This window comes from Metabacillus sp. cB07, from assembly GCF_016839225.1.
In the GTDB taxonomy this organism is placed as follows: domain Bacteria; phylum Bacillota; class Bacilli; order Bacillales; family Bacillaceae; genus Bacillus_P; species Bacillus_P indicus.
In genome coordinates this window covers 3,394,290-3,411,640 of the sequence record NZ_CP069296.1, presented here as the reverse complement: position 1 = coordinate 3,411,640, position 17,351 = coordinate 3,394,290, and the positions used below count along the sequence as shown (strand labels likewise).

Annotated in this window: 21 protein-coding genes; 6 read left to right on the top strand and 15 right to left on the bottom strand. The window is 44.4% G+C overall.

Annotation, left to right across the window (positions count from 1 at the left end; all coding sequences use genetic code 11):
• Position 1 precedes the first annotated feature (1 nt).
• A complete protein-coding gene (locus tag JOJ89_RS17510; RefSeq protein WP_029284041.1) occupies positions 2-394 on the top strand; it encodes a hotdog fold thioesterase in 393 nt (130 codons plus the stop codon).
• A 24-nt stretch (positions 395-418) separates the two neighbouring features.
• Entirely contained in the window at positions 419-988 is a 570-nt protein-coding gene (locus tag JOJ89_RS17505; RefSeq protein WP_029566631.1) for a GNAT family N-acetyltransferase, read from the top strand.
• A 48-nt stretch (positions 989-1,036) separates the two neighbouring features.
• On the opposite strand, the gene JOJ89_RS17500 is transcribed toward JOJ89_RS17505, so the two are convergent.
• The 8 genes from JOJ89_RS17500 to JOJ89_RS17465 are packed head-to-tail and all read right to left on the bottom strand — an operon-like array spanning position 1,037 to position 7,481.
• Positions 1,037-1,696, bottom strand: coding sequence for a DNA alkylation repair protein (locus tag JOJ89_RS17500; protein WP_029566630.1), 660 nt, complete (start codon positions 1,694-1,696; stop codon positions 1,037-1,039).
• A gap of 33 nt (positions 1,697-1,729) precedes the next feature.
• Positions 1,730-2,095, bottom strand: coding sequence for a monovalent cation/H(+) antiporter subunit G (gene mnhG / locus JOJ89_RS17495; RefSeq protein ID WP_029284035.1), 366 nt, complete (start codon positions 2,093-2,095; stop codon positions 1,730-1,732).
• Complete coding sequence (locus JOJ89_RS17490) at positions 2,073-2,363, bottom strand: Na(+)/H(+) antiporter subunit F1 (protein WP_029284033.1); 291 nt, start codon at positions 2,361-2,363, stop codon at positions 2,073-2,075. Before JOJ89_RS17490 ends, mnhG begins: the two co-directional genes overlap by 23 nt.
• Entirely contained in the window at positions 2,363-2,839 is a 477-nt protein-coding gene (locus tag JOJ89_RS17485) for a Na+/H+ antiporter subunit E (protein WP_029284032.1), read from the bottom strand. Before JOJ89_RS17485 ends, JOJ89_RS17490 begins: the two co-directional genes overlap by 1 nt.
• Positions 2,840-2,844: 5 nt before the next feature.
• Positions 2,845-4,326 carry a Na+/H+ antiporter subunit D gene (locus JOJ89_RS17480; RefSeq protein ID WP_029284031.1) on the bottom strand — a complete coding sequence of 494 codons (1,482 nt, stop codon included), beginning with the start codon at positions 4,324-4,326 and terminating at the stop codon, positions 2,845-2,847.
• Positions 4,319-4,660, bottom strand: a complete 342-nt coding sequence (locus tag JOJ89_RS17475) for a Na(+)/H(+) antiporter subunit C (protein ID WP_203288681.1) — start codon at positions 4,658-4,660, stop codon at positions 4,319-4,321. Before JOJ89_RS17475 ends, JOJ89_RS17480 begins: the two co-directional genes overlap by 8 nt.
• Entirely contained in the window at positions 4,660-5,094 is a 435-nt protein-coding gene (locus JOJ89_RS17470; protein ID WP_029284028.1) for a Na(+)/H(+) antiporter subunit B, read from the bottom strand. Before JOJ89_RS17470 ends, JOJ89_RS17475 begins: the two co-directional genes overlap by 1 nt.
• Positions 5,091-7,481, bottom strand: coding sequence for a Na+/H+ antiporter subunit A (locus JOJ89_RS17465; protein ID WP_203288680.1), 2,391 nt, complete (start codon positions 7,479-7,481; stop codon positions 5,091-5,093). Before JOJ89_RS17465 ends, JOJ89_RS17470 begins: the two co-directional genes overlap by 4 nt.
• A gap of 216 nt (positions 7,482-7,697) precedes the next feature.
• Between JOJ89_RS17465 and JOJ89_RS17460 the strand changes: the two genes are divergently transcribed.
• Both JOJ89_RS17460 and JOJ89_RS17455 read left to right on the top strand, forming a co-directional pair.
• On the top strand, positions 7,698-7,925 hold the full coding sequence (locus tag JOJ89_RS17460; protein WP_029566628.1) for a hypothetical protein: 228 nt from the start codon (positions 7,698-7,700) through the stop codon (positions 7,923-7,925).
• 417 nt (positions 7,926-8,342) lie between these two features.
• On the top strand, positions 8,343-8,900 hold the full coding sequence (locus tag JOJ89_RS17455; RefSeq protein ID WP_029284022.1) for a DUF5366 family protein: 558 nt from the start codon (positions 8,343-8,345) through the stop codon (positions 8,898-8,900).
• A gap of 51 nt (positions 8,901-8,951) precedes the next feature.
• Here the strand turns inward: JOJ89_RS17455 and JOJ89_RS17450 are convergent, their stop codons facing one another.
• The 3 genes from JOJ89_RS17450 to JOJ89_RS17440 form a co-directional block, all read right to left on the bottom strand.
• A complete protein-coding gene (locus JOJ89_RS17450) occupies positions 8,952-9,350 on the bottom strand; it encodes a thiol-disulfide oxidoreductase DCC family protein (protein ID WP_029566627.1) in 399 nt (132 codons plus the stop codon).
• A gap of 58 nt (positions 9,351-9,408) precedes the next feature.
• Positions 9,409-11,280, bottom strand: a complete 1,872-nt coding sequence (locus JOJ89_RS17445) for a transglycosylase domain-containing protein (RefSeq protein ID WP_029566626.1) — start codon at positions 11,278-11,280, stop codon at positions 9,409-9,411.
• 158 nt (positions 11,281-11,438) lie between these two features.
• Positions 11,439-12,617 (bottom strand): MFS transporter, encoded by a 1,179-nt coding sequence (locus JOJ89_RS17440; RefSeq protein ID WP_203288679.1) that lies wholly within the window; start codon positions 12,615-12,617, stop codon positions 11,439-11,441.
• Between the two features lie 225 nt (positions 12,618-12,842).
• Here JOJ89_RS17440 and kapD point away from each other — a divergent pair, with 225 nt between their 5' ends.
• The gene (gene kapD, locus JOJ89_RS17435; RefSeq protein WP_029284013.1) at positions 12,843-13,466 is read left to right on the top strand and encodes a 3'-5' exonuclease KapD; all 624 of its coding nucleotides are present in this window, start codon (positions 12,843-12,845) and stop codon (positions 13,464-13,466) included.
• Positions 13,467-13,493: 27 nt separating this feature from the next.
• Here the strand turns inward: kapD and kapB are convergent, their stop codons facing one another.
• Positions 13,494-13,883, bottom strand: coding sequence for a kinase-associated lipoprotein KapB (kapB, locus tag JOJ89_RS17430; RefSeq protein ID WP_029566858.1), 390 nt, complete (start codon positions 13,881-13,883; stop codon positions 13,494-13,496).
• Between the two features lie 145 nt (positions 13,884-14,028).
• On the opposite strand from kapB, the gene JOJ89_RS17425 reads away from it, so the two are divergent.
• Entirely contained in the window at positions 14,029-14,238 is a 210-nt protein-coding gene (locus JOJ89_RS17425) for a hypothetical protein (protein WP_347401506.1), read from the top strand.
• 109 nt (positions 14,239-14,347) lie between these two features.
• Here the strand turns inward: JOJ89_RS17425 and JOJ89_RS17420 are convergent, their stop codons facing one another.
• From JOJ89_RS17420 to JOJ89_RS17410, 3 genes are all read right to left on the bottom strand, one after another.
• Complete coding sequence (locus JOJ89_RS17420; protein WP_029284009.1) at positions 14,348-14,662, bottom strand: hypothetical protein; 315 nt, start codon at positions 14,660-14,662, stop codon at positions 14,348-14,350.
• Positions 14,663-14,756: 94 nt separating this feature from the next.
• A complete protein-coding gene (locus JOJ89_RS17415; protein WP_203288678.1) occupies positions 14,757-16,055 on the bottom strand; it encodes an ATP-binding protein in 1,299 nt (432 codons plus the stop codon).
• A gap of 127 nt (positions 16,056-16,182) precedes the next feature.
• Complete coding sequence (locus JOJ89_RS17410) at positions 16,183-17,349, bottom strand: MalY/PatB family protein (protein WP_203288677.1); 1,167 nt, start codon at positions 17,347-17,349, stop codon at positions 16,183-16,185.
• Between the last annotated feature and the right edge of the window lie 2 nt (positions 17,350-17,351).

Here is a 17,351-nt window from a genome sequence, read left to right as displayed (position 1 = left end):
GATGGAATACAACGTTGAAAATACACTGCTTAACTCGCTTGGAATCGACATTAAAAGCATTACAAATGACGGAGTTGTGGCGACAATGCCGGTGGATGATCGGACAAGACAGCCATTTGGCATCCTGCATGGCGGGGCTTCTGTCGCGCTTGCAGAAACCGTTGCGAGCATTGGAGCATATCACTTGATCGATCAGGAAACGGAAATGTGTGTGGGACTTGAGATTAATGCAAACCACATCAGAGGCAAGCAGGACGGCACAGTGACTGCTCACGCTGTTCCTGTTCACAGAGGGAAAACAACGATGGTCTGGGAAATCAAAATAGTCGATGAAAGAGAAAGCCTGATCTGTATTTCAAGATGCACGATGGCTGTGTTAAAAAAGAAAGCATAAGCGGCAGGCAAAGGGGAAGAAGAGATGAAAACACCGGCAGACTTTCCGGTTTTGCACACGGACCGTTTTACATTAAGAAAACTTGAAGAACGGGATGCAGAAGCTGTATTTTCGTATTTTTCAAAGGACGAAGTCACAAGGTATTATGATTTGGAAAGCTTTACAGACCTAGATCAGGCGCTGGAAATCATCAGCCGCTGGGCTGAAAGATTCGGTAAAAATGAGGGGTATAGATGGGGCATTGCAGAAACAGCAACCGATAAAATTATAGGAAGCTGCGGCTATCACAATTGGGATAAAGAACATTATAAAGCTGAAATCGGTTTTGAGCTGCATCCGGACTACTGGAGAAAAGGCGTGATGAGTGAAGTGCTTAAACCTGTCATTGCCTTTGGATACAACGAAATGAATGTAAACCGCATTGAAGCATTTTATGATCCTTACAATTTCGCATCCAAATCCTGCCTTGAAAAAGCCGGCTTCATGTTTGAAGGAGTTTTGAGACAGGCCGCCTATGAAAAGGGCGTATTCTGTGATGCAGCAGTGTGCTCCATGCTGCGGGATGAATATATGAAAAAACAGAGCCTTTTATAGAAGGGCTCTGTTTTTTTGGGGGTGTTATGCTGCTGGATAATGATCATATTACTGAACATATTTCAGTCCTTCGCGCCTGCTGAGCGGGGCAAGAGGATGGTTCTCCGCAAACGCTTTGACGGATGCGGGAGCTGTTTTTGAATATTCTCTGAGCGCCCATCCGATTGCTTTTTGAATAAAAAATTCTTTCGAAGATGAGTTTTGTGAAATCACACGGTAGAGCCAGGCTTCGTCTGTATTTGCTTTATATTTCAGCTGATGCAGAATTGCGGTTCTGACCAGCCAGATGTTTTCCGATTCGGCCCATTCATCTAAGTATCTTTCACGTAAGGAAGGCTCTTTCTTTACAAGTGGACCAATGATGTTTGAGGCAATCAGGTCCACGGTATCCCACCATGATTCAGTCGTGATTGCCGTTTTAAGCCACACCATATCTTTTCCGCAGAGCTGCTTTTTATTGCGCTCCAGCATATCCACGGCTGCATATTGGAGTTCTCTCTCTTCAAATGCCCAAAGCTTTAAAATGGCACCTTCAAGAGAGGCTGGATTTCCGTGTTTTTTAAGAAATTGTTTTGTCAGTTCTTTTCTCTCGGGAGACCTGATTCCAAAGAATTGAAACTGGCCGCGCATATAAGCTGACATTAGGTGAGCCTTTTCCGCGTCGGCATGCTCCCGAAAGAGTTTTCGCAGGTCTTCAGCATAATCCATCGTGCAGTCCTGTAGAAAAAGGATGAGAGCGTCTCATCCTTTAACCCCTTCTTTTTTTCTGTCTGCTTCTAAATCATCCTGAACGCTTTTTTCCCAAAGCGGCACCTTCGTATTGTAGGCTGCCCGCATAATGAGGTGGCCAGCAACAGGAGCTGTCATAAAGACAAAGATAATCCCGAGAATGATCCGGGCATTCATATGGCCTTCAATCAGCCAGAAGTAGAAAAACACGCCGAGCAATATGCTGATTACTCCAAGTGTGGCGCTTTTTGATGCGGCATGATTGCGTGTATAGGCATCAGGCAGGCGCACAACACCGTATGCCGCTACCAGGCTTAAAAGAGCACCCTGAAGCACAAAATAGCCTGTAATGAACTTAGCGATGACGATTGCGGTCATTTTCGATGATCTCTCCCTTCTCAAGGAACTTGGCAAAAGCCACAGTGCCTATGAAGGTCAAAATGCCGAGCAGCAGAATGACTTCCAGGAAGGCATTTGTACGCAGCATGACAGAGATGATGGCCGTAATGCCGATCAAGTTGATGCCGATTGCATCAAGGGCAATGACCCTGTCAGGCACAGACGGCCCTTTAATCAGCCTGTACAAATACAGGATGGTTGAAACGGCAATGATGAGCAGGGATATTCTGAGCACCAAATCAAGCATCAGCGGCTCACCTCCTGTATCGCTTTTTCAAACGTATTTTTAATATCGTTTCTTGCTTCTTCCGCATCCCCAAGATCCATCGCATGGATATAAAGGAAGCGGTTATCCTCTGAAATCTCTACAACGAGTGTTCCGGGAGTCAGCGTAATTAAATTTGCAAGAATGGTAATTTCCCAGTCCTTTTTCAGCTCTGTTTCAAGCTTGAAAATGCCGGGACGGGCATTTATTTTCGGTGCAAGCACCACTTTTAAAACAGCAAGGTTGGACATAATCAGTTCACGGTTGAAAATGTAGATCAGCTTTAAAACGGCACCGACGTTCCATAAGTAGAAACGGCGGGCAAAAAAGCGCCGCAGCGCAAAAATCATAAGCAGACCGAAGAAATAGCCGTTGAAAAAGTCCTGTGCTGCATATTGCCCTTTTAAAAACATCCAGAGAAACGCAACGAAAAAATTCAGCAAAATTTGAAAGGCCATATCATCTACTCCTTCAGCACGGCTTGAATATAGATTGACGGATCAAGCAGCGTTTCTGCAGCTTGAGTGATATAAGGTGCAGCAGCTTCTGTACCGAGTCCGAATGCAGCGGACAGAGCGATCAGGATGGCAATTGGATAGAGCAGTCCTTTTGTGGAACCTTTCTCTTCTTCCTTGGAAAGCTTTACTTCGCCCCAGAATCCATGAATGAAAATCTTCATGATGGAGTAGAGAACAAGCAGACTGGACAAAAGAACAAATAAAGCGAAGACATATTCTCCGGCCTCAAATCCGCCCTGGACAATTTTCAGCTTTCCGATAAATCCGCTCAGCGGAGGAATGCCTGCCAGGGAAATAGCCCCGATGAAGAACAGCCATCCAAGGAGAGGGTGATGTTTCAGCAGTCCGCCCATTTGCCTCAGATCGCTCGTGCCGGTAATGACAATCATCACACCTGCAAGCATAAAGAGTGCGCCTTTGATAATCATGTCGTGAATAAGATAATAGATGGCCCCTTCGATTCCAGGAGAATTGAAGACGGCTACACCAAACAAGATAACGCCGACGGCAACGATAATATTGTAAATGACAATTTTATCTACGTCCCAATAGGCAATGGCTCCAATGACCCCAAACAGAATCGTAAGGACGGAAAGCCAGGCCAGGATTTGGTGCGTGTAGCCTGTATCGTGAATGAATATGAGTGTATAAACTCTTGTAATCGCATAAACCCCGACCTTCGTCAAAAGCGCTCCAAACAGCGCGGTAACGGCGGCTGGCGGTGCCTTGTAGGAACCAGGCATCCAGAAGTAGAGAGGGAAGATCGCGCCTTTCATTCCGAAAACGACTAAAAACAGAATCGCAATGACTGTCAGCAGCCCTGTCTGCCCGTTCTCTGCAATTTTCTGCCCGAGGTCCGCCATGTTAAGCGTTCCTGTTACCGCATAAAGGTAAGCCACCGTAATGACAAACAAAGCAGATGAAACAATGTTAACCAGAATATATTTAATGGATTCTCTAAGCTGCGGCTTTGTTCCTCCGAGCACAATCAGAACATAAGAACTCATCAGCATCACTTCAAAGAAAACGAACAGATTGAAAATGTCGCCAGTCAAAAAGGCGCCTGTAACTCCGGTTAAAAGAAATTGCACCGCTGAGTAAAAATAGAAGCGTTCTCTCTCAGGCCCAATTGTGCGGAAGGCGAACAGAATGGAAGTGAGTCCAATAATGCTTGTCGCAAGAACCAGGAGGCTTGCGAACATGTCCGCAACAAAAACAATTCCGTAAGGCGGAGCCCAGCTGCCGATTTCAACTGTCAGGATACCGTTCGTTCTGACTTCCTGGACAAGCATGGCAGACATGACTACTGCCAAAACGGAAGCAATCACGCTCAGCCATTTTTGTATAGTGATATATTTGTTGAAAAAAATTAAAAGTATGCCTGCCAATAAAGGAACAATAAGAGGCAGCATCACGATATTATTCATTATGATCATTTCCCCTTAACTGATCCATATTATCGCTTCCAAGCTCCTGATAGGCTCTGTATGCCATAACAAGGGAAAAGGAAGTAACACCGAAACTGATGACAATTGCAGTCAAAATCAATGCCTGCGGCAGCGGATCGACATAGGAGGATGCCTCTTCGCCAAGCAAAGGAGCTGCTCCTTTTTTCAGCCCGCCCATCGTCAGGATCAGAAGGTGGGCGCCGTGGCTTAACAGCCCTGTGCCGATAATAATCCGCAGCAGACTTTTTGAAAGCATTAAATACGTTGCAGCCATAAACAAAATACCAACGACGATCGACATTAAAATTTCCATTATTCCGTCTCTCCAATCGTCTGAATAATGGTCAGAGTCACCCCGATAACGACGAGGTACACCCCGAGGTCAAACAGAACGGCAGTGGCAAGCTCTGTATCACCGAGCAGCGGGAGGTGAACATGCCCGAACGTATGGGACAAAAACGGCACGCCGAAAAAGAAAGAGCCGACACCTGTGAGAACAGCGATCAAAAGTCCCGCCGCCGCCATGTGAATATAGTTTACAGGGAGTATGCCCACTACTGTTTTTACATCGTACGCAAGCAGAAGAAGGACAATGGCGGAAGACGTCATGAGTCCTCCGACGAAACCTCCTCCGGGCGTATAGTGACCTGCGAAAAAGAGGTAAATCGAAAAGATGACAATGATGAAAAACACGACTTTCGTTATGGTCTGAAGGATCACATCATTTGTCTTTATTTTTGAATTCATCCTTCCTCCCCCTTTGCCATGCGAAGTTTTACCATTCCATAGATTCCAAGTGCAGCAATGCAGAGAACAGCTATTTCAAACAGCGTATCAAATCCGCGGAAATCTACAAGAATTACGTTGACCATGTTTTTTCCGCCGGCAAGCTTGTAGCTGTTTTCAATAAAGTAGGAAGAAATCGTTTCTCCTGCTCTGCTGCTGTTTGCAGAGATAGCCACCAGTGTGACAGTAAGTCCCACACCCAGTGAAATAAGGAAATTAACCAGCCTGAAGCTGAGCTTTTTCTCCCGCTTTTTGAATTTCGGAAGGAAATAGAAACAAAGCAGGAAGAGTGCAACAGACACGGTTTCAATAACAAGCTGGGTCAGTGCGAGATCCGGTGCGCGGAACAGCACAAAGAATAACGCTAAACTGTATCCGACAGAACCGAGTGCAATAATCGCTGTAAGTCTTGATTTGGAAAATAGGATGGTCACGGTTCCGAGCACCATAGCAAGCGCTAGAACAACTTCATAGATCCCGATTTCAGCCGTACCGTCAAGAGTAAACGCAAATCCGCCTTTAACAGCCATCGTTCCGAGCGTAATCACAATCAGGAACACAAAGATGTAGGCAAGATAGTCGCGGATAAATCCGGTCATATAAAAGCGGGTAAAACTGTTTGAAAAACGTTCCATGCCGTTTATTGATGCGTCATACAATTTGTTGAGTGCAAGCTTCTTCGGGAACAGATCATACACTTTTCTCCATTTTCCAAGAGTTAAGTAGAGAAGGGTTCCAATCAAGATCACGCCGATTGTCATGAACAGCTCGGGCGTAGGACCGTGCCAGAAGTAAATATGCACTTTAAACTGTTTTCCTTCCGGGAGAAGCGAAGTCAGAATAGATTCCACTGCCGGCTCAATTAACGTGTAGGAAAGCAGGTTCGGGAAAAAACCGAATATAACAACGAGTGAAGCTAAAATAATCGGCGGGATCAGCATGCCGATTGGCGCTTCATGCGGTTTTCGCTCAAGTTTTTCAAGCTGGGCAGGGCCGGTAAACGTCTTGAAAACAAGCACCATGCTGTACAGGAATGTAAAGACGCTTGCAATCCAGGCAAGAACAGGGAAAAGAAGTCCCCACGTATCAGCGTTGAAAATATCCATCTTCGTGACATGAATCATGCCTGTAAAGAACATCTCTTTACTTAAGAAACCATTAAACGGCGGCAGGCCGGCCATCGAGAAGGCACCAATAACCGCAATGGTAAATGTAATCGGCATAAAGCTCATTAAGCCGCCGAGTTTCCGGATGTCACGCGTGCCTGTTTCATGGTCAACAATACCTGCGACCATGAACAAACTGCCTTTAAACGTGGCATGGTTGATTAAGTGGAAAATGGCCGCAACCGTTGCAATGGTAAAGTAATTATCATCAAGCGAATCATAATGCAGCGCTGCCGCACCGACTCCAAGCAGGGACATAATTAATCCGAGCTGACTGACCGTTGAAAACGCAAGAATGGCCTTTAAATCAGTCTGCTTGACCGCGTTCAGCGATCCCCAGAAAAGAGTCACGATTCCAAACAGGGAAACAAGCCAGAACCATTCTGGTGTAAGCGCAAAAACAGGACTGAACCTTGCGACAAGATAAATACCTGCTTTTACCATCGTGGCTGAGTGCAGGTAAGCGCTGACCGGAGTCGGCGCTTCCATCGCATCAGGAAGCCAGATGTAAAATGGAAATTGTGCCGATTTTGTAAATGCCCCGAGAAGCACAAGTACAAGTGCCAGAATGAAAAGCGGATTGTCCATCATTTGAGGAACAGCATCAATCATTCCGCGAATACTGAATGTGCCGGACATTAAATAAAGCAGCACAAAGCCTCCAAGCATGGCAAGACCGCCGAATACAGTAATCAGCATCGACTTCAGCGCGCCATACCTTGATTTTTCTCTGTGGTACCAATAGCCGATCAAAAGGAAAGAAGAAAGGCTCGTAAATTCCCAGAACGTATAAAGAACGATGACGTTGTCAGATAGAACCACACCGAGCATGGCCCCCATAAACATCAGCAAATATACGTAAAAATGATTTAATTTTTCTTTCTCTTTGGATAAATAATAAATGGAGTACAGGACAACGAGCGCTCCGATTCCTGTAATCAGCAAAGCAAAAAGCAATCCAAGTCCGTCCACATACGCCGTAAAATTAATTCCAAGAGAAGGAATCCATTTCACAGTGGATGTCACGGTCTCACCGATAAAGCTCAGAAAATAGCCAAATAAAACAACAGGCAGAATCAGGACGAACCAGCCTGTATGTATGTTTCTGAAATTTTTATAAAGGAAGGGTATCAGAATGGCCAGAAGAAATGGTGAGATGATAGCCGCATGCAATAACGTCATTTTTGAACCTCCTTACAATAAAATTTCACGGTCATAAGACCCTAAATGCAATTATAACGTAAAAATATCGATCGTGCATTTCTCACACATCTAGTATTAACCAGCTTTTCATGTTCTATTAAATAAGAAGAGAAAGCTAAAATCAGGCAAAAAATAACGGGATTTTTTTGTATAGCACAGGGAGAGAATGAGAAACCTATTGCTGAGGTGATCCATATGCTAAAAAAGAAGATCATCACGGCATCCGCATTGTTTTCCGTTCTTTTTGCCGCCGCATGGGCTGCAAACGAATCAGCAGAACAGCCTTTTTACAATCCCGGATACCAATCCGAGAGCGATTCTGAATGGTCTGAAAAACAGGAGCCGTTCTATTTATCCAACGAAGAAAAACGGATGCTTGAAAAATTCAAACCAAGAGAATATATCAGAATCGTCAATAAGTAAACGAAACCGTCTGGATCAGGCGGTTTCGTTTGCGTGTTCTATTCTGATTTGGTTTGAAATGAATCAATACATTAGCTCGGATCAGTAATTGCGGTTTAACTTCAAGCTATAATTGGACAGCCGGCAAAAACTGAAGCTTTACAACCAAGAATTGTGGTATTACAACCAACAATAGAAGTATTACTACCAACTATTTTGAGATTACAGCCAACAATCCTGGTTTTATAACCAACTTCATAATTTTACTGCCAGTAACCGAAATTCAACTGTCAGCCCCGTATTCTGCTGCTGACTAAGATAAGGGCATCAATCAGACAGCAAAACGCCGTCAGCTGTCATTTTTCCATTTCCTTCTTGTCACCCGGACCTCATTCGTTCATACTAAATGAGTATTCTGACGGATTAGGAGATTATGGAATGAAAAATACGTATTTCACCAGCTACTTCCCCCTGATCGCTATTCTTCTTTTCAGCACATCGCTTTCGATTTCGACTGTTTCTGAAATTGTAGGGCTGCTGAAGAGGCTTGGCGTATACGGCGGGATGCTGGAGTTCTTTTCAGAGAGCGGCATTAAGCTTGCTCTTTTCACGGTCTTTGCCCTTATCTATTTTATGGTTTTTTCTGCCCTTAAGCTGATCTCTGATACCGTGACAGAGCTGTCCCTTCTGTTTTTCTCAAAGGATGCTGAGGGGGAGAGCCTGAAAAAAATCAGGCTCGGTTCTGCCTTTTACCTGGCAGGAGGCGGAGTATCTCTGCTGCTTGTTCAATTTGGCGCAGCGATTATTGCGGTTTTCCTGCTTGCAACGGTCTGCTACTTCATTTTTGCCGTGTATCAGTTCAGTTTTTTCCTGACATCCTTTTCGCTGATTGGCCTTGTTCTGTTTCACGTATTGTTCTGGTCCGTTTTTTTGTTCGGTATTCTTTATATTTGCATGAAGCTGTATAACAGCCTTTTAGCGAGTCTGCCAATTTAAAGCCAAAGCCCCTCAGGTTTTGAGGGGCTTTCGTTTACTTCGGGCACGTTTTCACAGGAATCTTTTTCTGACATCTTTAGACGGCAATGTGCAGGCGTCTTTTTTTCCGAACCATTTGTATCTGTTTTTTGCGATCATCATGTAGACGGCATCTCTTATCGGTTTTGGAATGGCAATCAAAAGATAAAGCGCTCTGTATATTCCGCCGAGTTCCTTGAGAACGCGCAGAGCGGCAGTGGATTTTGTATGAACCTTCCCTTCATCGAGATAGACAAAGCTGTCGTAATCTTCAAGGGGAAGTCCGTGTTTCCTGAGCAGGCTCTGGCCGGCTTCCGATTGAAGGGAGGCAAAAGAGAAGACTTCTTTCTTGTCGTGTTTTAAAACGAATTGAACGGTTCCGTCACAGAAATTGCAGACACCGTCAAATAATAGAATTTTATTGTGTGTCATGTCACTCACCTGCTTTTGGCTGTTTCTTTTTCTGTTCCCCAATCTTAAAACGAAAAAACTAGCGGTTCTTAGTGATATCTCTCCAAATCAGCTGATGCGGTGCTGCTGATGAAAGGCTCTCAATGCTTTCTGCTTTATCTTTTCCAATCCAGACAGCGGCTGTATAGGCGTCTGTTAATCCGGCAAACCATAAATCATTGTAATCATTTGTTGTGCCGGTTTTGCCTCCTGTATAGGCAGCGGGATGATTTGCCTTCGTTCCAGTACCGCTTTCAGTCACTGAAGTCAAAAGCGCTCGCATTTTCGTATTTGTTGCGCTTTGCCATACTCGCACCGGCTCGTCCTTCCACTTATATAAGGGGTTCCCTTCAAGGTCCGTCACACTTTTAATAGCACGGCTTTTAGAAAAAACGCCGTCATTTCCAAAAGCAGAATAGGCCTGTGTGAGTTCGAGTGGGGAGAAGCCGTATGTGAAACCCCCGATTGATACAGGAAGTCTGTAATCCTCTTTGACAATCCGGCTGAATTTGAAAGGCTCTAAGTATGAAAAGGCCTTTTCAACCCCGACTTCATTCATCATTCTTACGGCCGGTGTATTATAGGAACGCTTAAAGGCTGTTTCCAGCGTTACCCTCCCGTACGTTTTTTCATCGTAATTCTTTGGACAATACTCTTTATCGCAAAATGGTTCTGCGCTGATCATGGAATTCGGTCCCGCCCCCGTGGTTTCGAGATACGGCACATAGTCAAGCAGAGGCTTTATTGCCGAGCCGGGCTGGCGGTATGCTTGATATGCGCGGTTGAAGTCGAACTTTTTATAGTCCTTTCCTCCGTACATCGCTTTAATTTCATGAGACCTATGGTCAATGACAACACTTGCACCCTGTACAGAGGGATCTGTCAGATGATTTTTAAAAGCATCCGAAACACGTGTCTGAAGGGTTGGATCGAGAGCAGTATGGATGCGCACTCCACTCTTCAGCACATCCTGCACGCGGATTTTAAGCTGCTCGTTCAAACGCTCTTTTTCTGCACTGTCCGCTTTTGAAAGCTTGATGGTGTACCCTTCTTCTTCAGCAATCAGCTGCTTCAATTCATCATGAACATACGTGATGTAATCCGGATAGCGGTCTGTTCTCGTCTGGGTGTTTATCCGGATTTTTTCAGCAGCAGCAGCGCGGTATTGTTCCCCGGTTATGTACTTTCCTTCAAGAAGCTCGTTAAGGAGCCGTTCCTGCCGCTTTTTCGTATTCTCAAAACGGGTAATAGGGTCATACAGGGCAGGATTGTTCGGGATCGCGCTGATAAAGGCTGTCTGGGCAAGAGTGAGTTTTCCTATCGGCTTGCTGAAATAGTACTGACTTGCCATCTCTACGCCGTAAACCCCGTTGTGAAAATAAACAGCATTCAAATACCCTTCAAGGATATCTTCTTTTGAAAAGGTCCGCTCAAGGTGGTACGAGTATAAGAGTTCACTCAGTTTACGGTTATATGATTTTTCATGAGTCAAAAAGACATTCCTGGCAAGCTGCTGTGTAATGGTGCTTCCGCCCTGGTCGGTCGACTGGTTTTTAGCATTCACAAGTACTGCCCTGGTCATGCCGGCCGGATCAAATCCGATATGGTCATAAAAACGCTGATCCTCTGAAACAATGAAAATCGTTTTTACTGCTTCCGGCATCTCTTCCAAAGGAACAAATCTTCTGTTTTCCCTTGAGTTGACAATTTCTGAAGCGATGCTTCCATTTTGGTCTAGAATGTAGCTGTTTTGAATCATGGGAATGTCTGTTAAAGGAATCTGTTCTTCCAAAACAGTCGAAACGGCTTTTACTTGTTTTACTTCTTCCCCCGATAGCATAAATAAGAAAATGAGGAGAGGGGACATTGCCAGAAGGCAAATCCAGCCTGTAATTGAACGCAATGATGTCACACGCCTTTAAAGTTTATTGGAATGATGAATAGTACGGCTCTTTCTGCTTGTCAGGGCTAAACGGTCGGCTCCGCTTTTCTTTTCATACTACCATTTTCCTTCATATATTAGAATATATTTCCTGCGCAAAAAAACACGCTGTCATGGTCAGCGTGCTGTCAGCTGGCTTCTGCCAGCTGCTTTTGCTCTGTGCGGACACTTTTCCATAAGAGGATCGCTCCGGATAAAAAGAGTCCTGCTGTTACGTAAAAAACGGCTGAAATGCCGAACCCGCCTGCAATGGTTCCTCCTAATACAGGACCAGCGACATTCCCGAGGAATTTGAAGCTTGTGTTGTAGCCGAGCACTTCTCCCTGCATTGAAACGGGCGCGGTCTGCCTGATAAAGGCTGTGATGCAGGGGATGATGCCGCCCATCACCAGGCCGAAAAGGAAGCGGAAAATCATCAGCTGCCATAGTGTAGTTACAAGGGCCTGGGGAATGAAGCAAAAAACAGATGCAATCATCAGGCCGATCAATACTTTTTCATGGCCGATGCGGTCACCGAGAGCGCCCCATTTTCGGGAAGCCAGCAAATTGCCTGCTCCTGTTGCGGAGAAAGCAAGGCCTGAGAAAAACGCAAGATTGACAGGGCCGTGAAGCTCGCTTACATAAAGAGCAAGAAGGGGCTGAATGCTGAAGTTTCCAATTTGGATCAGCAGCGTCAGAAACATAATGGTCAAAAGCAGCGGAGATTTGAAGATATGCTGCAGAACCTGTTTGCGCGAGTAGGATTTCTTTCCATCTTCTTTTGTTCTGAGCGGTTTTTCTTTGATGCCGAATGCTACAAGCAAAACAGATATGTAAATGACGGCGGATGTAATGAAGAATGTATAGGTAAAGCCAAATTGATCAGCAAGAAGGCCTCCGATCAGCGGTCCGAACAGTCCGCCTGACACGGTTCCCATCTGCAGAGTGCCTAGGGTGCGGCCGGCTTCTTCCTTTTTCGTTTGAGCGGAGATGAGTGCAAGAGATGTAGGAATAAATCCGGTCACTGCCCCCATCAGCAGGCGCAGAACAAACAGCTGATGCACGGATTGAACAAAGCCCATCAGAAAAATGCTTGTGGCAATTCCTGCTCCGGTCATGATCAGGATTTTTTTATAGCCGTATTTATCGCCGAATCTTCCCCACAGCGCAGAAACAAGGAAGGCCATTAAAAAGGAAATACCAAACACATATCCTGACCATCTGCGAACATAGTCATCTGAAAAATCACCGAATGTACTCAAAAACAAAGACAAAAATGGCATAATCATTGTCGCGCTTGCTGCAACAAAGAAATTAGCCGTCCACATGATGAGAAAATTGCGTTTCTGAATAGAAATAAAAACACCTTCTCTGGTAGAATACCCACTATTTATTTCGTGTCCCTTAATATTATAAATCAATCCTTTCGTTTTTTGAAATATTATGGGGGCATATTCATTATTTTTCGAAAAATGAAGCTATATTTTCGAGTAAGGTGATATAATAGTAATAAAAAGGAAATGATGAATTTTTGGAGAAAGGAGGGGGGAGAAATGGAAGCTCCTCAGCAATTAATTTTCGTTGATTTTGAGTTTACTATGCCTGAAGGAAAAGCCAACCCACGCGGATTTTATCCTGAAATTATCGAAGTAGGAATCGTTTCCGTCATCAATCAAACTGCTCACAGACAATTTTCCTCTTATGTAAGACCCGTACAGTTTCCCTTTTTAACAAACCGCTGCAAATCCTTTTTAAACATATCCCAGTCTCAAGTCAACTCAGGCATTTCGTTTCTGGACCTGATCGCCATTTTAAAAGATTTTGGAAATTATCCCAACACCACAGTCATTACATGGGGAAATATGGACATGAAGGTACTGCGCCAAAACTGCCTTAAGAACAATGTTGAATTCCCGTTTCATGCGAAGTTCAGAGATTTATCCATGGAATACAAAAAGTTTTTTGGTGACAGAAACCAGACAGGACTTTGGAAGGCTGTTGAAGAATACGGCAAGAAGGGAACAGGAAGACATCATTGCGCACTGGATGATGCTCTTACGACCTATAATATTTACAACCTGGTAGAAAACGACAAACGTTATTTGCAGAAACCTGCTCCGCCAACCATTGGAGACAGGATCGATTTTTCAAAAGTTATGAACAAGTTTGCAACTTAGAGCCAAATCACTAGCAAGTGATTTGGCTCATTTGATTTTAAAATAATCCGCTTTAAGAAGCTGTATTTTCTCAAGAGATTTGACTGCCCAAGGACGGGCATCTTCTTTTAGTTCGTTTTCGATTGCTGCTACTGCGGCAACAAGGGAATCCTTGTATGCAGGCAGGGGTTCTTCATATTTGCGCACCATATTTTTCGGGATATTCGTTTGTTCGTTTTCTGCAAGAGCTCTGCGTTCATGAAAAAGAGGAACGTCCGCTTCTTTAGGCATATGCAGATCGCCTTGAGCGGGGTGACGCAGAACGGCTTTTACTTTCACTAAGTAATGCTCAGGGCGCACGTTTGTAATGACGCCAATATATTTGCCTGTTTTATAGATGCCTGTCACGATTTCTCCGGTACTCAGTTCTTCTTTCAAGTTTATGCCTCCCATACAAAATGGTGCAAATCCCCATTTTTTCTTTTCTAACGTTCTTACGTCCATTATAGCAAAGTCCGGGAGAAAAATTTTTATCTAAAGTAGAGGAAGCAATGAATTCTTGCTATAGTAAAAGGGACAAGGAGTGATTAAATTGTTAAACGCTTTCATTATGGGGCTGTTTTTATATTTTCCGGAAGACAAGTCTGAGTACCTTCCCGCCGGCATCACAATGTTTATCTTTTTACTTCTGGCCATTGCAGCCTTTATGCTGATTAAAAAGGTATCCAGAAAAGAGGAACTGAAAGCAGAGGAGTTTGAAAGAAGCCTAAAAGCAGCTGATAAGAACAAATAATGTCAGAATCCAATTCCGCTGCTTCGGGATTGGATTTTTTATTAACAGGATGCGGCACATTTCCTGGAAATGAAAAAACGGCCGAGCTGGCCGTTTTTGGTCGTGCGTGCTAATTTACTTCCTCAATTTCATTGCAGTCCGCCTTCACTTTTGACAGGGGCAGTCCAAAAAAAGTGTAGAACTGAATGGTCGTTTCATAGCATTTCTGCCCGCTGTCTTTAACAGGCTTAATGCTCAGGACTTCCTCATTCAGCGTGAGCGCCCTCTGAAAAGAGTTGAAATGAATGGTCAAAACCGTATCAATTGCAAGGGAAGCTTCCTGCTGCATGGTTTCGTTTGGAATGGCGCTTGCGCCATTGCCCATCTGTTTTGGGATGGAAAAAGCTGCAGTCAACAGGCACAGGGTCAGCAGAAAAATCAGCATAAATCGGTTTTTCAGGAGTACCCCCTCCTTACGTTCATTTCGTCCATGTCCTATAAACAGTTTATTAACAAATAAGAGAAACATTCGATTTTATTCATTTGAGAGCGTCAATAGGGAGAGAGACGGTCACAGATGTTCCTCCGCCTAATGTACTCTGATAGCGGATCGTCCCGCCATGATGCTGAATGATCGAAAACGTCACCGTAAGTCCGAGACCTGTTCCTTTCTCTTTTAAAGTGAAATAGGGTTCACCAAGTCTCTGAAGCTGATCCGCACTCATTCCGCAGCCATTATCCGTCAGTTTGATTCTCACAAATTCATGGGATGAATAAGCTCTGATTTCCACTTGTCCCTCTAAATCAGGAACGGCTTCAATTGCATTTTTAAGCAGATTAATAAACACCTGTTTCAGTCTTGAGCGGTCTCCAACAATCATCAGCCCGTCCTCAATGCTGGTTTCAATCGCAACTGTTTTATAATTGGCATAGGAGCGCATCAGCTGATCCACTTCATAAAGCAGTGAAGTCAGGGACACATTCTCTTTTTCGATATAATGCTGTTTTGCAAGACTTAAATAATCGGTAATAATATCCTGAGCCCGGTCAAGCTCTGATAATACTAATTCGTGATAATCCTTGTTTTTTTGTTCATTGTCCCGTATTTCCTGCCCCATCAGCTGGATGAATCCCCTTACAACAGTCAGCGGATTTCTGACTTCGTGGGCAACACTCGCAGCAAGTTCGCTCAGTATGGACAGCTTTTCATTTCTGATAATCTGATATCTCATTATGGCATTTTCACGAATGTATTCAATGGCATAGTGTGTTAGAAACAAAGCGAAGTTCAAAAAGATCCAGCCGATAATTAAATACATCCGGCCTTCCCCCGAGAAAACATCCGGCACCCATCCAAAGGAATGAAAAAGATACAGGGAAGAATAGGTGATAGCTGTTTTGGCATTGCCGATAAAAAGAATAACCAACATTTTTCGCCGTTTATTAAAGGAAAACCAGGAACGCTGAAAGTAGAAGGATAAAAGGGTATAAAAAGGAATTGTCACGAGACTGAGAAGAAGCCAGTGTCCTCCGGCATAAAACCGGTAGGCGAGAACGGAGGCAATGACCGCAGCACCTGAGAAGGGTCCGCCATAAAGGATGCTGACAATAACAGGTATCGCATGCAGGTCAAAGCTTACACCTTCAATTGTGTGAAGCGGATAAGTCAGGCAGAGCAGGGCTGAAGGGATGCATAGAAGGGAAATAAGAAATTTGTTCCTGCTTGGAGGGGACTTGAACGGCCTGCTGAGCCAAACGGTCTGATAGAGAAAAACAGGAAACAAAAGAAAGGTTATATGAAGTATCAGTTCTTTTACAGACTCTATTGGAATGATCAACGGATTCTCACCTTTGCTATATTCTGAGTCCATTATACCATCTGAACATTCAAAAAACTCCTAAAATGACAATTTTTGTTTGTACGCAATAAAAAAATCCGAAGCTGTGAACCGCGGATTTTCAGGATTATGAAAACGCCTTTCTCAAACGTTCCAGTCCTTCATGGACAAGAGAGCGGGGGCATCCGATATTCATGCGGACAAAGCTCTCTCCGCCGGGGCCGTATTTGGTCCCATCCTCAAGCGCAAGCTTTCCTTTTTGAAGCAGCAATTCCTTTAGTTCAGTATCTGTTTTCTGCAGTTGCGTGCAGTCAATCCAGATTAAGTATGTCGAGTCAGGCCGGATCACGGTAAGCATGGGCAAATGCTCTTCAATATATGAAATCACTGTGTTCACGTTCTCTTCAAGGTAGCTGTTTAACTCATCAAGCCATTGTTCACCATGTGTGTAGGCTGAAGTCAAGCCGGCTATGCCAAAGGTATTAAGTGTAAAGAACCCCTGGCGCTTTTGAAATTCCTCGTATTTTGTCCGGATTTCTTTATTCGGAATGATAATGGCTGAAGACTGGAGCCCTGCAAGATTGAATGTCTTGCTCGGTGCCATGCATGTAATAGAGTTCCGGGCATGCTCTTTGGAAAGGGAAGCAAAAGGGACATGCTTATGGCCGAACAGCATCAAGTCCGAATGGATTTCGTCCGAAACAACAATGACATGATGCTTTGCGCATATTTCTCCGATCCTCTCGAGTTCTTCCTTTGTCCACACTCTGCCTCCCGGGTTCTGCGGGTTGCAAAGCAGCATGAGCTTCACATTTTGGTGTGCAGCTTTCTCTTCAAGATCTTCAAAATCAATTTGATAGGTGCCGTTTTCAAGTTTCAATTGATTGTTTACAAGGGTGCGGCCGTTTTTTTCTGTCATGTCAAAAAAAGGGTGATATACAGGAGACTGAATCAGCACTGCGTCTCCAGGGTCTGTGAGGGACTGAATGGCCATACTCAGGGCAGTAACCACTCCTGAGCTGAATACGATGGATTCCTGGGTTACATCCCAGCCGTGCCTCGCTTTCATCCATGACTGTACGGATTTTTTCGCTTCTGGACCTGCTGAAGTATAGCCGAAAATACCGTGCGATGCTCTTTCCTGCAGGGCGGAAATCACTTCATCAGGTGCACGGAAATCCATATCTGCCACCCACATGGGGAGGACATCTTTTACACCGAAAATCTCCTCGGAATAATCCCATTTTACTGAGTGAGTCCTGTATCTGTTGATTTCCTGATCAAACATGCTCATGA

What these genes read in the sequence shown, in the direction of transcription:
- JOJ89_RS17470 (WP_029284028.1), bottom strand. Translation starts at nt 5,094, where the DNA reads ATGAATTCAAAAATAAAGACAAATGATGTGATCCTTCAGACCATAACG.
- JOJ89_RS17510 (WP_029284041.1), top strand. Translation starts at nt 2, where the DNA reads ATGGAATACAACGTTGAAAATACACTGCTTAACTCGCTTGGAATCGAC.
- JOJ89_RS17500 (WP_029566630.1), bottom strand. Translation starts at nt 1,696, where the DNA reads ATGGATTATGCTGAAGACCTGCGAAAACTCTTTCGGGAGCATGCCGAC.
- JOJ89_RS17490 (WP_029284033.1), bottom strand. Translation starts at nt 2,363, where the DNA reads ATGCTTGATTTGGTGCTCAGAATATCCCTGCTCATCATTGCCGTTTCA.
- JOJ89_RS17420 (WP_029284009.1), bottom strand. Translation starts at nt 14,662, where the DNA reads ATGCTGATTTTTCTGCTGACCCTGTGCCTGTTGACTGCAGCTTTTTCC.
- kapD (WP_029284013.1), top strand. Translation starts at nt 12,843, where the DNA reads ATGGAAGCTCCTCAGCAATTAATTTTCGTTGATTTTGAGTTTACTATG.
- JOJ89_RS17450 (WP_029566627.1), bottom strand. Translation starts at nt 9,350, where the DNA reads ATGACACACAATAAAATTCTATTATTTGACGGTGTCTGCAATTTCTGT.
- mnhG (WP_029284035.1), bottom strand. Translation starts at nt 2,095, where the DNA reads ATGACCGCAATCGTCATCGCTAAGTTCATTACAGGCTATTTTGTGCTT.
- JOJ89_RS17460 (WP_029566628.1), top strand. Translation starts at nt 7,698, where the DNA reads ATGCTAAAAAAGAAGATCATCACGGCATCCGCATTGTTTTCCGTTCTT.
- JOJ89_RS17410 (WP_203288677.1), bottom strand. Translation starts at nt 17,349, where the DNA reads ATGAGCATGTTTGATCAGGAAATCAACAGATACAGGACTCACTCAGTA.
- JOJ89_RS17485 (WP_029284032.1), bottom strand. Translation starts at nt 2,839, where the DNA reads ATGGCCTTTCAAATTTTGCTGAATTTTTTCGTTGCGTTTCTCTGGATG.
- JOJ89_RS17455 (WP_029284022.1), top strand. Translation starts at nt 8,343, where the DNA reads ATGAAAAATACGTATTTCACCAGCTACTTCCCCCTGATCGCTATTCTT.
- JOJ89_RS17505 (WP_029566631.1), top strand. Translation starts at nt 419, where the DNA reads ATGAAAACACCGGCAGACTTTCCGGTTTTGCACACGGACCGTTTTACA.
- JOJ89_RS17465 (WP_203288680.1), bottom strand. Translation starts at nt 7,481, where the DNA reads ATGACGTTATTGCATGCGGCTATCATCTCACCATTTCTTCTGGCCATT.
- JOJ89_RS17480 (WP_029284031.1), bottom strand. Translation starts at nt 4,326, where the DNA reads ATGAATAATATCGTGATGCTGCCTCTTATTGTTCCTTTATTGGCAGGC.
- JOJ89_RS17440 (WP_203288679.1), bottom strand. Translation starts at nt 12,617, where the DNA reads ATGTGGACGGCTAATTTCTTTGTTGCAGCAAGCGCGACAATGATTATG.
- JOJ89_RS17475 (WP_203288681.1), bottom strand. Translation starts at nt 4,660, where the DNA reads ATGGAAATTTTAATGTCGATCGTCGTTGGTATTTTGTTTATGGCTGCA.